Origin of the sequence: Clostridium manihotivorum, from assembly GCF_004015185.1 — a bacterium.
GTDB lineage: Bacteria > Bacillota > Clostridia > Clostridiales > Clostridiaceae > Clostridium_AR > Clostridium_AR manihotivorum.
The window spans coordinates 2,863,808-2,877,801 of record NZ_CP025746.1 but is presented as its reverse complement, the minus strand read 5'-3'; the positions used below and the strand labels follow the sequence as shown (position 1 = coordinate 2,877,801).

Sequence of the window (13,994 nt, the reverse complement as noted above, 5' to 3'; positions counted from 1 at the left end):
CAGAGGAATAGATGTACCAATTGGTAATAAAACTTAGACTATGTTTAAGAATATTGTCGCAATGAAGTTGTAATTAGTGAGATACAACATGATCGAGCAATTATCTTGAGCTCATTAAAGTATCGGATTACTGACCACATGATTTCAACAGGGCCCTTTAGCATAGCCTAAATTTATACTTTCATATTTAAAAGAATTTCTTCTACCTCACCATGTAGCTTCCAAACATTACAAGTTTGATTAGCTAATACTATACTTGTGGTATCTATAGATGGATAATATGCAAACATAGCTGCAACGCCAGCATTTGCACCTTCTTTAAACATACTTACTAAGTTTTCTCTCTTATCGTATTTAAAGTGAAATCCATATCCATTTATAATCTTACCACCATCACAGTTTTTTTCTATATTAACCTGAGATTTCATTATTTCACTGGTTAACTTATATGATAAAAGCTTTCCTGCTTTCAACTGTCTCATAAAAACATCTAAGTCATAGGCCGTAGTAAAAGCTCCCCCATCCGCTGTACCAATGGGTGGATAGGAATAAATGTTTTTCTTCCAACTAATAGTATTACTATCTTTATTAACAACAGAATAATAACCTTCTGCTATCTTTTCGTCACCATCATCTCTGGAAGAAAACCTTGTGTTTCTCATACCGCAAACCTTAAATATATTCTCACTTACATACTCTCTATAGCTCTTATTAGTTAATTTCTCTATAGCTAGTCCAAGAAGTACAAAAGCGCAATTATTATATCTTACATTAGTGCCAGCTTTAAAATTGGGCTTTTTATAAGCGAATTGAGGGATAAAATCACTGCAGTTTCTTATTGAATAGTTAGGTTTACTTATAAATAAATCCTCATACTTTTCTCCAGCCTCTTCATCCGCATCATCTGCTATACCTGAAGTATGAGTGAGTAAATGAAATATGGTCACATCCCACGGAATTTCTGTTCCTGTTAGATCGATTATATCAACTATTTTATCTTCTAAACTCAGAAGCTTCTTATCAACTAATTGCAATATTGCTACAGTAGTAAAGAGCTTAGTTATGGAGGCAGTATCAAACATTGTATCTAAACTATTTTTAATCTCAAAACCTCTATGCGCAAAGCCATAGCTTTCAGTAAAAAGAATGTTATTTTCTCTTTTTACTAGTACTACTCCTGAAAAGTTTTCTTTCTCAAAGTATCTTTGACAAATAGCCTCTATTTCAATTGCAACATTATCTTTAGTATCGTTTTCTATCTCGCTTAATATATTATAGCTACCATCCATTTTTATTCTCCTATAACTTAATATTCAATTCTATTTAATATAACTTTTCAATTAGAAAATAAACCACTTCAAGCTTACTATATCTAATCTAAGATTGAAGTGGTTTATCTTTATTACAAATCTATTATAAAATATTTCATAAGTAAAATATAGGTAATAGATATTTCTATATCATTTTTAACTTCCAGAACTTTCGTAGCTTTTTATCCCCTTCGTCCAAAGTCCATAAGCTAGAATCCATGCGATAGCAGCACATAGCACTGTGCCTAATACTCCATATAAAAAGTTTACTTTTCCTAAAATATATTCTGCTGGTATAAAAGCTGTAAAGGCAAAAGGCACTATAAATTGAACAAGCACACTTATTGCCTTAGGATAAATACTAATTGGATATTTAGCAAAAGTACTTATGTTGTATACCATAAAAACAAGATTTATTGAATTCTTTATCCAAAAAGCAAAGGATGCAAAAAACAACTTTATTGAGGTATAAATAACGGAACCAGCAATTATCAGTATTATAAAAATAATTATATTAAAAATTGAAATAGTAATATTTATCTTAGGTATAGAAATTGCTAAAATTATTAATCCTACAATGATTTCGCCAAAAGCATCTGGTTGAAATCTTTCAGATATGACTTGAAAAAATGGATTGATAGGTCTCACTAGATACCTATCAAAGGTTCCCTGGATAACCATGTCTCTAGCAAAAATCCATATGTTATCCATGATTAGATGATCAAGCCCTCTTGGCAGTTGAGAAAAACCATAAATAAACAATATATCATAATAACTCCATCCATTTAAGCTTGGTATATTTTTAAACACTAAATTGATAAAAGCTATCCCTGACGCTTGAATTAAGAAAAATCCAACTAGCCCAAACAAAAAATCCACCTTATATTCCATAAGCCCTTTTAGATACTGAATTAAAAATCTTTTATAAAGTTTTATATATCTCACAGCATTAACCTCCTAATATGGTTAATCTCTTCATAGATCTATTCCACATAAAATTGCTCAATAACGCTAGTAAAACTATCCATACCAATTGTACTATTAAACTATTTATAAGTTCATGTCCTCTTATCTTTCCTAAATATATCATTATTGGTGTATAATTCATTGATGAAAACGGAACAAACTTAAGTACATTCTGAAACCAGTTAGGAAAAAATACTAATGGTATTAAAGCTCCAGAGCAAAATTCAATAACAGCTGCTTGTATCTGAGAAATACCCCATAGATTTGTAAAAGAGAAAGCAAGTAGCCCTATGCAATAATTGAAGAAAAATAATACAAAGTAGGCTAAAATGCAGCTTACTATATATAGTACCAAAGTAATTATATCAGGAGGTAATTCTCCCAAGGTTACAAATCTTACAATCAACAAAATTATCCATAATGGTAGTGCGGCAAATATAATAAAAGCTGCTGTGCCACCAAAGCTTTGAAAAAGTACCCTTCCCATAAAATTTATAGGCTTAATCAAAGTCATTGCTATGGAGCCATCTCTTACTTCCCCACCTACTAGATATGTTGCATTATTATCCAAAAGCCCTGCTGTTATCTTGCTCATAAACACATACAAAGCCATCTCTGTAGCAGTAAAACCATTTAAAATGCTCTGTCCTGAATTGGCGAATATAGCCTTCCATAGATAATAGATTACAAAGGTAGATATTATATTGCCTAGTATGAACATTAAAACATTTACTCTATAAGCTATAAATCTTTGAAGTGAACACTTAAAGAAAGGTAGGTATACTTTCATTAAACGTTTCATTAGACATTCACCTCATTCCTATAAATCTTCTTTACTATTTCTTCAATGCTTGTTTCCTTTATAGATACATCAAGAACTTCGCATTCCTTCATAACAACTTGAATTATATCAGATACTGGAATTTTGTTTTTATTAAAATTAACTATTACAGAATCTTCAACTACTTCAGTAAACAAATCCTCTTCAGAAGAATTTAATAATTGATTAATATTAAACTTATTCAAAGCTTCAACACTCTTTATCTTTATCTCAACCTTATTCATATAGCCAAAGGCACTTTTTATTTCATCAATACTTCCGTCATAAATCTTCTTGCCATTATCTATAATTATTATCCTATTACACAGTTCTTCTATATCATTTAAGTCGTGAGTAGTCAGTATGACAGTGGTACCAAACTCTTTATTTATCTCTTTTATAGCTTTCCTAACCTTCTCTTTTACCATAACATCAAGACCAATTGTTGGTTCATCCAAATACAGTATTTTCGGATTATGAAGCAGAGAGGCAGCAAGGTCAGCTCTCATTCTTTGACCTAAAGAAAGACTTCTCACTGGAGTTGCCATAAAATCATTAAGGCCCAGCACTTCATCTAAGAATTTCATTCTATACTGAAAGTCTTCATTTGATACCTGATAAATCTCCTTTAACACAGTAAAGGTTTCTCTAAGCGCCAGATCCCACCACAGCTGAGTTCTTTGTCCAAAAACAACGCCTATGTTCTTTGCATTTTCTGTTCTATTTTCATAAGGAACAATACCATCTACTGTAACCTTGCCACTAGAAGGTGTAAGTATACCAGTCATCATCTTTATAGTAGTAGACTTACCAGCACCATTAGCTCCAATATATCCAACAATTTCTCCTTTACTTATGGTGAAGCTCATTTTATCTACAGCCTTCTTAAGGGTATAATCTCTAGAAAACAACCCTTTGAAAGCTCCCTTAAGCCCCTCCTGCTTCTTTACCGTTTTAAACTCTTTACATACATCCTCTAAAATTATCAATTTATCTCCCCCCATTAACCTTACTCTTCTTCAGAGTGCTAAAAAGCTACCTTAAAAGTAAAATCTTCCACTCCTTATATGATACCGTTTAAAATAAGTTGTCACATTTTATGCAATCGCTTGCATAAAGTAGTATAAAAGTGCAGAATACTATTCTTCAGTGAGCTTCTTTTAATAAATTCCTTTAAATTATTCTTAGGCTCACCTTTTTCAAACTTACTTGTTTTACTTTTTCATTGTAGTTTGCTTTCACATGGTTGTCAATATATGTAACCATTTATATAAATAAGTCCTACTTTTCTGCGACTTTCCTAAATGAATTTGTTGTTAATTACTAAATCTATTGTCTAGGTACTAAATTAAATCATGACTAGAGTTTAATAAATTATATAAACGTACTATATTAAAATTAAAAATTTAAATATTCATATATTTATATAAATATATAGTAATCATGCGGTTCCAATGATTATTCTATAAAACAAAACATAACTTGTTAAGAAGATTCAAAGAATACAAAAAATCTTCTGTACTAAAAATAATTTAGCACAGAAGATCTTTTTACCTTCTATAATATTAAATTTATCAAAGGTGATAGGAATAACACCAAGGAAAGAATAACTATAAAAATCACAGTTATCCATATTATAATATTTTGAACCTTATTGTTAACATGCTCACCCATGAGCTCCTTATTGTTAGTAAGAACCACCATAAATATCAGTATAACTGGACAAAGTATACCAGCTATCTGCTGAGTTACAAGCATTATAGAAACTAAGGATACATGTGGAATTAATACTAAGATAGAACTAAATATTATCATAAAAGTGAAAATTCCATAAAATGCTGGTGCTTCCTTATACTTATGGTTTAACCCACTTTCAAAACCAAAGGATTCACATATAGCATAAGAGGTTGATAGCGGTATAATCATGGTTGCAAGCACAGACGCTCCGAACAGTCCTGCTCCAAAAAGTATTGATGCATAATTACCAGCTAATGGCTTTAAGGCTGTAGCAGCCTGCTCCGCACTATCTATTTTAATTCCTGCTTTATATAAAGTAACAGCAGTACATACTATTATGAAGAAGGAAACCAAGTCTCCCCATATTGCTCCCAGATAAACATCTAGCTTTTCGTATTTGTAATCCTGCAGCTTAAGTCCTTTATCAACCACTGAAGATTGAAGATAAAACTGCATATATGGGGTAATTGTAGTACCTATCATCCCTATAAAAGTTAGTATGAAGGCTTTATCGAACTTTAAAGTAGGTCACTACCGTTTAATCTTTGATTAAACTTTCCATTGACAATTTTAATATGGTTATAAGTTGTCTAATTACCATAAATTTAGACGTGAAATAGCCAGTAACCTTTGATTTAATGTAATCACCAAAAAACAATAAACCCAAAGGAGGTTACTGGCTACGTGGTTGATTATATCAAATTATTCGATAAAATTATAGAGTTTATCAATTGGGATACACTGAAATATTCAGTATTTAAACTAAATACTGACAATAAAGTTTCTAAGTTTTTCACAAAAGAACATTTAAAATCAATGATTTACTATCATATACTCCAAAAAGATAATTTAAGGGATCTAAGTTCTGGTATTTGTATGTCTAAGAAATTGAAAACAATCATCGTAAGTGTTAGTTTGGGTACCTTATCACATCACAATAACAAAAGAAATTTTGAAGTGTTTTTACCAATTTTAACTGAACTTATTAATAAAGCTGTAAATATAGGCTCAGTAAACGAATCGTTAAAACGTTTCGGACCTGTCAAGCTAATAGATTCAACCACCATAAGCATGAGTTTAAATCTTTATCACTGGGCACTATTTAGATCTACTAAAGCAGGTGTAAAAATTCATACAAGGTTTGATTTAAATAATGGGCTTCCGGATGCATTTGTTGTAACAAATGCTGTCGAACACGACAAGACTACAATGGATTCCTTGATGGATACGAAGCACTGTATCTATGTATTTGACAAAGCATATAGTGATTATAAAAAATTTGACCAATATACAAGAGATGAAAAATACTTTGTAACTAGATTAAAGGATAATGCAGTAGTAACTGAAGTCAAAGACTTAAGGATAAGCCGTAGTGATAACAGACTTTTGGATTTAGGAACTCAAATATTATGCGACAAGGTAGTAAAGTTAGGATCTCTATACACTTATCAGACCAAAGAGACTTATCGCCTTATAAAAATCTTAGACAAAACTGGTAAAGAGTTAACATTCATAACAAACATTGATGAACTCTTTAGTGAAGAAATAGCCTGGCTTTATAAAAAACGCTGGGAAATAGAAATTTTCTTCAAGTGGATAAAGCAAAATCTAAAATTTAAAACCTTTATAGGTCGCTCACTTAATGCAATAATGATTCAGATAATTACTGGAATTATGACTTTTGCTATATTTAAGATTATAGAGAAATTAGTTGAAATAAAAATTTCACTAATTAATATTAAGAGAGCTATAAAAAATAATTTCTTTGAAATTTACGAAGCAAGCAAATTTAAATGGTCTGATATTTTTAATAGCTCCTAAATATGAAACTAAAATATAGTTTTTTTTAAAATTTACATTGAAAAATTCTGAGCCTACGTATGTTTTTACTGGAATTATATTCCTGACTATCGAATAAGACCTTTTTTAAAAAGTCAATGGAAATATTACTTAATGATTAAACAAAAGTGAAAGTAGGTGTAAACGTCGCTTTCATAACTTGATGCCAATCTGGCTTTACTATAAAACAAGTTATTATATATGAGAAAAATACAAAGGTAAAAGCAAGAAATAGTTTTTCTATCTTTGAGTAAGATCCTTTTGTAATAAGGAACCAAACTAGAAAAGCCATTATAGGAACTGATATATATTTGCTTACTCCAAACAGTTCCATACTTGCTGCTATACCTGCAAAGTCACCTATGCAAACTCCAAAGTTTGCTATAAATAAGGTAAGCATTGCAAATAATGCAAGCTTCACTCCAAATCTTTCTCTTATTAAATCCGCTAATCCTTTTCCAGTAACAATGGCCATTCTAGCATTCATCTCTTGAATTACAGCTAAACTAAAGGTAATAAGAAGAAGTCCCCAAAGCATCTTATATCCATAAGATGCCCCTACTGAGGCATAGGTTGCTATACCACCGGCATCATTACCAGCATTTACAGTTATGAGTCCTGGTCCAATAATAGTCATGATAAATAGTATCTTTTTGAATCTGCTGGATGATGTTTCTGTCATAGTGCCACCCTCCTTGCTGGAATATACTCTCTAACACTATCATTGAGTGATATGGTACCAACTAGCTCGTTATTTTCATCAACCACAGGCATTGAGATAAAGCTATACTTTTCCATTGCCTCTATTGCTTCACCTATGGTATCTTCATCCTTAAGACTCTTTGGTTGAGTTGTCATTATATTGTACAATTTTGTATCTCTATCTGAAGTAATAATATTTAATAAAGGTATTACTCCTAAAAGATTATTCTTGCTGTTAGTAACATAAATATAATATGCCTCTTCTTCATCAGGAACATTACTTCTCATCCAATTTGAAACTTCATCCACAGTGAGGTCTGGTAAAAAAGTTATAAATTCCTTCGACATTATACTTCCTATGGTATCTCTTTCGTATTCCATAAGCTCTCTAATTTCTTCCTGACTTTCCTTGTCCATTTGAGTTAACAGCTTTTCTACTCTAGAATCTTCCATTTCCTCAAGAACATCGGCAACTTCATCTGAAGGCATAATTTCTAAAATATCAGAAGCTTTTTGATCTGACATAGAATTAATCAAGTTGACTTGTACATCTGTTTCTATCTCTTCAAAAACTTCTGCCGCTTTTTGATTGTTAAGGCTATTAAATAAAATATGACGGCTCTTATTGTCCAGTTCTTCAATTATATCAGCAATATCAGCAGCATGTAGAGTCTCTATTTTATTTGCTGGAGAGGAAAGCTGTAAATTGTTATGTCCTGTGGACAAGGGCTGAACCTTATCCCATATAATAAGCTTATTTCTCATCTGAATATTAAGAGCACCTGTTAGCAGTATAAATGGATATTCAACACCAAGTCTTCTTAGAAGCCCTCTGGTTCCTATATCAACGGCTATTAGCTGCCATTTTCCATTTATATTGCCTAGTCTAACGTCATTTACTCTTTCTACTCTTTTGCCATTTATATCTACTATTTGCTTATCTAAAAAATCTTTAGCCAAGAATATTACATCTTTACTAGGTAAATCTATTAGTAAACTACTAGTGTTTAACTTGATATGGTATCTTTCTTTGCTATCCTTAAAAATATCAAATTTATCTAAAGATACATAGTAGGATTTGGGTCCGTTCTTAATCTGCACATACTTAGCTGTAGGCTTTTCATGGTTGAAGTCTACTATAAAATCAGTTAACTTACCAATTAATTCACCTGATATATTAAAAATATCTTTCTTTATTATCTTACTAAAGAAAAAACTAGTTGCTTTATCCATTTGTTTCACCCCTTCTATTTATAGCATCTCGCTGTAATGCAAGATACATTTAAATTACTCTTACATTTCTTGAAACTAATAGGATTCCTAATTCAACTAGCAATTTATACATTACCCAAAACCATTTATACTAAGTCATTGAATATATATAAACTATGCTTCAATTTATGGATCCTATATTTTCATAAGCGAAACGTGAAATACTTTAGAAAGGGTCGTCAAATAATTAACATCAAAGCCGTGAATAAACTCTTTATATGTCATAACAATAACCTCCTAAAGGCCACTGCTATTCAAAGGGTCGGTTACCCGTAAGAATAACGGTGGATATTTTGTTTTTACTACTGACTATACTATCCGTAGGTCCCTCTTCCACGAGTAACCACCTCCTAATTCTTAAATAATGAAAAAGTCTCTGAAGCGATCTTCTTCAGTGATCTTTTTTGCGCATCTGCCTTTTCTGAACGTATGTGAATAAATTCTGGCAGGCGACATAATTTCTCTTTTTTTATTCTTTCTTCTATATCTAAATTTAAGCCATCTATACATACTCATCAACAGCTATATCTAAAATATAATTTTCTAAAGAATAAAAAAATCTCTTCATTACAACGAATGAAGAGATTTATGTGCTCAACAAAAAAACAACCTTTTCTCCATCCGTTGAGTTTTAGCACTACAAAGCTTTGAGCAATAAGCATTCATATAAAATGAATGTTGTCAGCTACATTAAGTAAAACCTTAATTCGGCAGTACCTGCTGACCCATTGGCGTCTCTCGACATTTCTGGGCAGTAGCGTATATCTTTGTAGGAACCTCACCTAACGAGATATTTAATTTTACTTCCTAATATATAATATTATTTTTACTATGATTTGTAAACACATTATTTCACATAATAAATTTTATTTTATATATATTCTAAGCTACTTTAGTGAAATTAAATCTTTTATTAAACTTTCCCTTGACATTAGTGTTTTATTGCTGTATATTAAGTACATAGATAAATCACAACACAATATCGCGGGGTGGAGCAGTTGGCAGCTCGTCGGGCTCATAACCCGAAGGTCGTAGGTTCAAGTCCTGCCCCCGCAACCATATAAAACAGATATATATAAATATATCTGTTTTTTTATTTCCTTTTCTCTGTATATATTTGTATATAATAAAAACTCTTATTCTAAGTTAGACTTTTAGGTTCTACTTTCAGAATAACAGCTTTAAAATTTAATTATGTATATACCAGTTCAAGGTAAAATATATAAAACAATTAATGTATCTTTAATAGTTAAAATGATTTCTAGTATTTATTAAGTTTATAGAACTGTAATATCTATTCTTCTGAACAGATTTACTATTTCAATACTTAGCCCCAAAATAAATCTTTATCATATGATAATTACTCAGTATAGTCCTTCTTCAACATAGCAAGAATAACATCGTCAACTAGCTCACCTTTTATCATAGTTCTCTCTCTTAATATCCCTTCTTGAGTAAATCCAGCTTTCTTTAATACTCTTACAGATGCATCGTTGCCATAAGTTACAGTTGCTTCTACTCTGTTAAGATTAAGTTCTGAAAAACAAAATTTCACCATAGTCTTTATAGCTTCCGTCCCATAGCCTTTATTCCATTCATCTCTATTAAAACCATAGCCTATCTCACCTCTTGCTGCATCATCATCGAAATCCCCTACACAACAATAACCTATTATCTTATTGTCACTCTTCCTAGCAACGCCCCAAGTAATTTCCTCTTCTTCTAGGAACCCATTGTTATACCCTTCTATTATGGCAAAGGCTCTTTCTTTATCCGTTATCGGTCTAAAAAAATCGTACTTAGCCACTTCTGGATCGCTGTAGATTTTAAATATTTCTTCCACATCAGTTTTAGTTATCTTTCTAAATATCAATCTTTCTGATTCCAGTTCTGGAAAGTTATTAAAACAATCGTTATTCATCTCAATATTTCTAATTGATTCATTATCTATCATAGTTTTCTCCTTAATCTTTTAAAATATAAAGTATGTTTAAGAACTATGATAAAATCATATTAATTCTTTGCGCAAGCTCATCAAAGCATCGGATGACTGACCACTTAATTCCAACACGGTACTTTAACAGGACAGAAGCATAAAACAATTAGTATATTCTTACAAATATATCTTTGTTGTGTTATACTTTATTTTATACTTAATTCATAAAATAAAAAAATTGTATTTGAAGGTGATCAAATGAACAAAATTCTTATGGGCTGTCTCGTTGAAATGATTTTACTTTTTATTTCCATGGTATCGAACAACATTAACATATTCCTAAATGGGTCAAAGTTAATTGTTATAGGATGCTTAGTTATAGCCATGATTATATCTGGAGTATTTAATAAAGACAATTTACACTCTACTAGATACGAGAGCAGTGAGGATAGGGATACTAGACTTCACCATGTAAGCACCTTATTATTCTTAGGAATCCCTAGCCTTTTATCTTTATTTATGTTATATGTATTTATTAGATAATAAAGATGGATTAATTGTTATTATCTTTTTAATCTAATACCTTCTCAAAATTTATGCTATCTATCCATTGTCCATTTTGATAAATAAAATTACTATTTCGTCCAGTAAATTGGAAACCATTTTTAATAAGCACTACCTGTGAACCTATGTTTTTCGGTGATGTACCAGCTTCTATCCTGTGTAATCTATACGTCTTTAACGCTTCTTCTAGCAACAGCCTAACAGCAAAAGTTGCATATCCTTTACCTTGATGTTCCTCTCCAATCCTATATCCTATCTCTGCCTTGTTTAGATTACCTCTTACAATTGATACCAAATTTACTCTTCCAACAATCTCTTTCTTCTTATCATATATCAAGTACATGTAATTTAAGCCCTTATCCTGTTCTTCAATCAATTCTTCTACTATTGATTTAAAGGTCTCAGCTCTGTAGTAATCCTCACCTCTTGGAAATCCTAATCTATTAAAATATTCCCTATTGTTAACTTCAAATTTGTAAAGGCTTTCTAAATCAGATTTTTCTAGAAGTTTAATAATAATTTCTGTCATAAGCGCCTCTCCATTTCATCCTAATATCTATAAACCTGTACCACAAAATCAGTGTTAGGAAGCATTTCTACATGATAGCTTTTTCCTTTAACAAAGAAATTTTTATCTGATAGGTTTTTATTCATTACAAACTTTTTCTTGCCTAAAGTGAATTTAGTAAATGTTGTTCTGTCATCAGAAATACTTAGCTCCGTCAACTCTCCGTCATAGGACACATATTCTGATTTTACAACCCTCGAAAGATCTTTGTAGTACTTAGGTAAAACTGCAACTCCTATATAAGCTGTTAAAAGTAAAAATATAATTCCAACAGTTCTAACACTAATTCTAGAAGAATACTTATACCCTTCTGCTTTATGCAGAACACAATAGTACGAGCCTAAACAAAATAGAACGATTGCACTAAAGGTATAAGTCATAACTGCACCAATAAATTTTGCCTTAAATCCTCCAAATAGGTTCATAACCTTAGGCAGCAAAAGACCTAAGGCAAATAATATTGGAAAAAGAACAAATGGAATTTTTGATTTAACCTTATTTACTTTATACCAGTTCTTTACTTTCAATATAATCAGCTCCTATAAATACATTTTAACTATATAAATTCTACATTATTTATGGTTCTGCATAGCTATATAAATTTCTAGTATAATAATCTTAAGTTGAACAGCTTTAAGCTATTTTAAGAACCCATCTGGCCCCTGATTTAACTCCATCACTATTTAACTAAAAAGAAGCAGCTTACCTATATTTCATCAATGCAGATAAAATATAATAGATAAATGGAGTCACTAAAATAACACTATCAAACCTGTCTAATATTCCACCATGTCCAGGTATTATCTTGCCGAAGTCTTTAATACCATTGAATCTTTTTATTAAGGATGCTATCAAATCACCACACTGTGAAATTATTGCTCCAATGCTTCCTATCAAGAAACAATATAATGGAAACCCATTTATATTCACATTGGTTGATCTTAAAACTATAATTCCATAAATAAATGATAGTATTGACGCACCAATTATTCCTCCAATAAATCCTTCAACAGATTTATTTGGGCTTAATTCTGGAGTTAACTTTCTTTTTCCTATGGTTTTACCTACTACATATGCGAAGGTATCCGAGCTCCACGCTACTATGAAAATAAGCCAAACAAAGACGTAGCCTTGAGGTTTTATATTAATTATTTTGCTTATATACGAAAACATATAAGTAACGTAAAAAAATCCTAAAAAGGTTATACCAATATACTTTACATTGTTCTTATTATAAAAAACAATGGAGTAAAGTATTAGTGAGATTAAAAATAAAAATATAAATATCCCCAGTGAAGAATCAATGCTTGGAGGTACAAATATATAATAAAGAATTGTAAATCCAAACCCAATCAAGCTAAAGCTCTTATTATAATTTTCAAAGGAATCATAAAACTCATTTAACCCAATTAAACAAACTACCATAAGAATACTATTAATTAACAATGCATTTTTTGTCATTATTATGCCTATTAAAATAGGAAGTCCTATTACTGAGGTAATTACTCTCTGTTTCATCATATACTCCTAAATTCAAAATATTTCCTTATAGGATCATCTGACCAAATTTGAACTTCTATATACCTCTTTGGCCCTTTTGATCCATCACTATTCCAGTTTTGTGGCAATCCATATAATTCTACTACTTTTTTTATTTCTTCTAGGGTATATACTTTTTTAGAATAAGGTTTGCCATCCTCATATCTCATAGCTGGAAAGATATCCCCATATGTAAAGCTTAAGATTTGAGGATCAAATTGGCATATCGGTATATTTAACTCTTGTCCATCTTTATACCAATCCTTTATCCAATTGCAGGGACCTAAAGTCATTGAATAAGGTGACTGTCTTAGTGGTTGTCCACCATTATCTATAAACAACTCTCTAACCTTTTTTTCTAACTCTCTTCTAACAATCATGTAATCTACTGAGCGTTTGCTGGCATAGGTTTCTCCTTTAGCTCGGATACGATCTAATGCTTTCTCAGCTTCTTCTATTGACAAATCAGATAGTGTTTTGAAAGGCCCTACTTCTGCTTCATAGTAATGGTATAAGTTTGTAGGCATTGAAATCATAGGCTTATACCTCCCAGTTTTTGATTGATATACAAATAAATCACTTTACCTCTAATTATAATTGGTATTTCTAAATCAAATAATATTTAGTTCGGTAAAATTAGTCTATAAACAAACGGACCACTCCATTAGAAAATTCATGTTCTGTATTTATATACACATTTGATTCATCGCTAACAAGAAAGTTTTAAAATACTCTATACAT

The 13,994-nt window shown here is 31.0% G+C and carries 12 protein-coding genes, 1 tRNA gene, 2 pseudogenes and 1 riboswitch; of the genes and pseudogenes, 3 read left to right on the top strand and 12 right to left on the bottom strand.

The features are described from left to right. Positions 1 to 173: 173 nt before the first annotated feature. The 5 genes and pseudogenes from C1I91_RS13030 to C1I91_RS13010 form a co-directional block, all read right to left on the bottom strand. On the bottom strand, positions 174 to 1,289 hold the full coding sequence (locus C1I91_RS13030) for a serine hydrolase domain-containing protein (protein ID WP_128213277.1): 1,116 nt from the start codon (positions 1,287 to 1,289) through the stop codon (positions 174 to 176). 177 nt (positions 1,290 to 1,466) lie between these two features. Beyond that, positions 1,467 to 2,201: an ABC transporter permease gene (locus C1I91_RS13025; protein WP_128215986.1), complete on the bottom strand. Its 735-nt coding sequence runs from the start codon at positions 2,199 to 2,201 to the stop codon at positions 1,467 to 1,469. 58 nt (positions 2,202 to 2,259) lie between these two features. Next, entirely contained in the window at positions 2,260 to 3,078 is an 819-nt protein-coding gene (locus C1I91_RS13020) for an ABC transporter permease (protein WP_128213276.1), read from the bottom strand. Beyond that, positions 3,078 to 4,085 (bottom strand): ABC transporter ATP-binding protein, encoded by a 1,008-nt coding sequence (locus C1I91_RS13015; RefSeq protein ID WP_128213275.1) that lies wholly within the window; start codon positions 4,083 to 4,085, stop codon positions 3,078 to 3,080. The genes C1I91_RS13020 and C1I91_RS13015 overlap by 1 nt, the downstream gene beginning before the upstream one ends. Before the next feature lie 568 nt (positions 4,086 to 4,653). Beyond that, positions 4,654 to 5,361, bottom strand: a pseudogene (locus C1I91_RS13010) (NRAMP family divalent metal transporter); the annotation flags it as partial. A 156-nt stretch (positions 5,362 to 5,517) separates the two neighbouring features. On the opposite strand from C1I91_RS13010, the gene C1I91_RS13005 reads away from it, so the two are divergent. After that, positions 5,518 to 6,654 (top strand): IS4 family transposase, encoded by a 1,137-nt coding sequence (locus tag C1I91_RS13005; protein ID WP_128213274.1) that lies wholly within the window; start codon positions 5,518 to 5,520, stop codon positions 6,652 to 6,654. A gap of 151 nt (positions 6,655 to 6,805) precedes the next feature. Here C1I91_RS13005 and C1I91_RS13000 read toward each other — a convergent pair. Together C1I91_RS13000 and C1I91_RS12995 are read right to left on the bottom strand one after the other, a co-directional pair. Next, positions 6,806 to 7,354, bottom strand: a pseudogene (locus C1I91_RS13000) (Nramp family divalent metal transporter); the annotation flags it as partial. Continuing rightward, positions 7,351 to 8,607: a magnesium transporter gene (locus tag C1I91_RS12995; RefSeq protein ID WP_128213273.1), complete on the bottom strand. Its 1,257-nt coding sequence runs from the start codon at positions 8,605 to 8,607 to the stop codon at positions 7,351 to 7,353. The gene C1I91_RS12995 and the pseudogene C1I91_RS13000, both read right to left, overlap by 4 nt. A gap of 647 nt (positions 8,608 to 9,254) precedes the next feature. Beyond that, positions 9,255 to 9,443: riboswitch (M-box (ykoK) riboswitch) on the bottom strand. Positions 9,444 to 9,629: 186 nt separating this feature from the next. Here C1I91_RS12995 and C1I91_RS12990 point away from each other — a divergent pair. Next, a tRNA-Met gene (locus C1I91_RS12990) sits at positions 9,630 to 9,705 on the top strand. 301 nt (positions 9,706 to 10,006) lie between these two features. Here the strand turns inward: C1I91_RS12990 and C1I91_RS12985 are convergent. Continuing rightward, positions 10,007 to 10,600 (bottom strand): GNAT family N-acetyltransferase, encoded by a 594-nt coding sequence (locus C1I91_RS12985; protein WP_128213272.1) that lies wholly within the window; start codon positions 10,598 to 10,600, stop codon positions 10,007 to 10,009. A 240-nt stretch (positions 10,601 to 10,840) separates the two neighbouring features. Between C1I91_RS12985 and C1I91_RS12980 the strand changes: the two genes are divergently transcribed. After that, positions 10,841 to 11,125, top strand: coding sequence for a DUF5316 family protein (locus C1I91_RS12980; RefSeq protein WP_128213271.1), 285 nt, complete (start codon positions 10,841 to 10,843; stop codon positions 11,123 to 11,125). A gap of 28 nt (positions 11,126 to 11,153) precedes the next feature. Here C1I91_RS12980 and C1I91_RS12975 read toward each other — a convergent pair whose 3' ends face one another. The 4 genes from C1I91_RS12975 to C1I91_RS12960 form a co-directional block, all read right to left on the bottom strand. Next, on the bottom strand, positions 11,154 to 11,675 hold the full coding sequence (locus C1I91_RS12975) for a GNAT family N-acetyltransferase (RefSeq protein ID WP_128213270.1): 522 nt from the start codon (positions 11,673 to 11,675) through the stop codon (positions 11,154 to 11,156). A 20-nt stretch (positions 11,676 to 11,695) separates the two neighbouring features. Further along, a complete protein-coding gene (locus C1I91_RS12970) occupies positions 11,696 to 12,241 on the bottom strand; it encodes a hypothetical protein (RefSeq protein WP_128213269.1) in 546 nt (181 codons plus the stop codon). A 175-nt stretch (positions 12,242 to 12,416) separates the two neighbouring features. Continuing rightward, complete coding sequence (locus tag C1I91_RS12965; RefSeq protein WP_164880528.1) at positions 12,417 to 13,232, bottom strand: phosphatidate cytidylyltransferase; 816 nt, start codon at positions 13,230 to 13,232, stop codon at positions 12,417 to 12,419. Continuing rightward, positions 13,232 to 13,789, bottom strand: a complete 558-nt coding sequence (locus C1I91_RS12960) for a hypothetical protein (RefSeq protein WP_205694311.1) — start codon at positions 13,787 to 13,789, stop codon at positions 13,232 to 13,234. Before C1I91_RS12960 ends, C1I91_RS12965 begins: the two co-directional genes overlap by 1 nt. Positions 13,790 to 13,994: the final 205 nt, after the last annotated feature.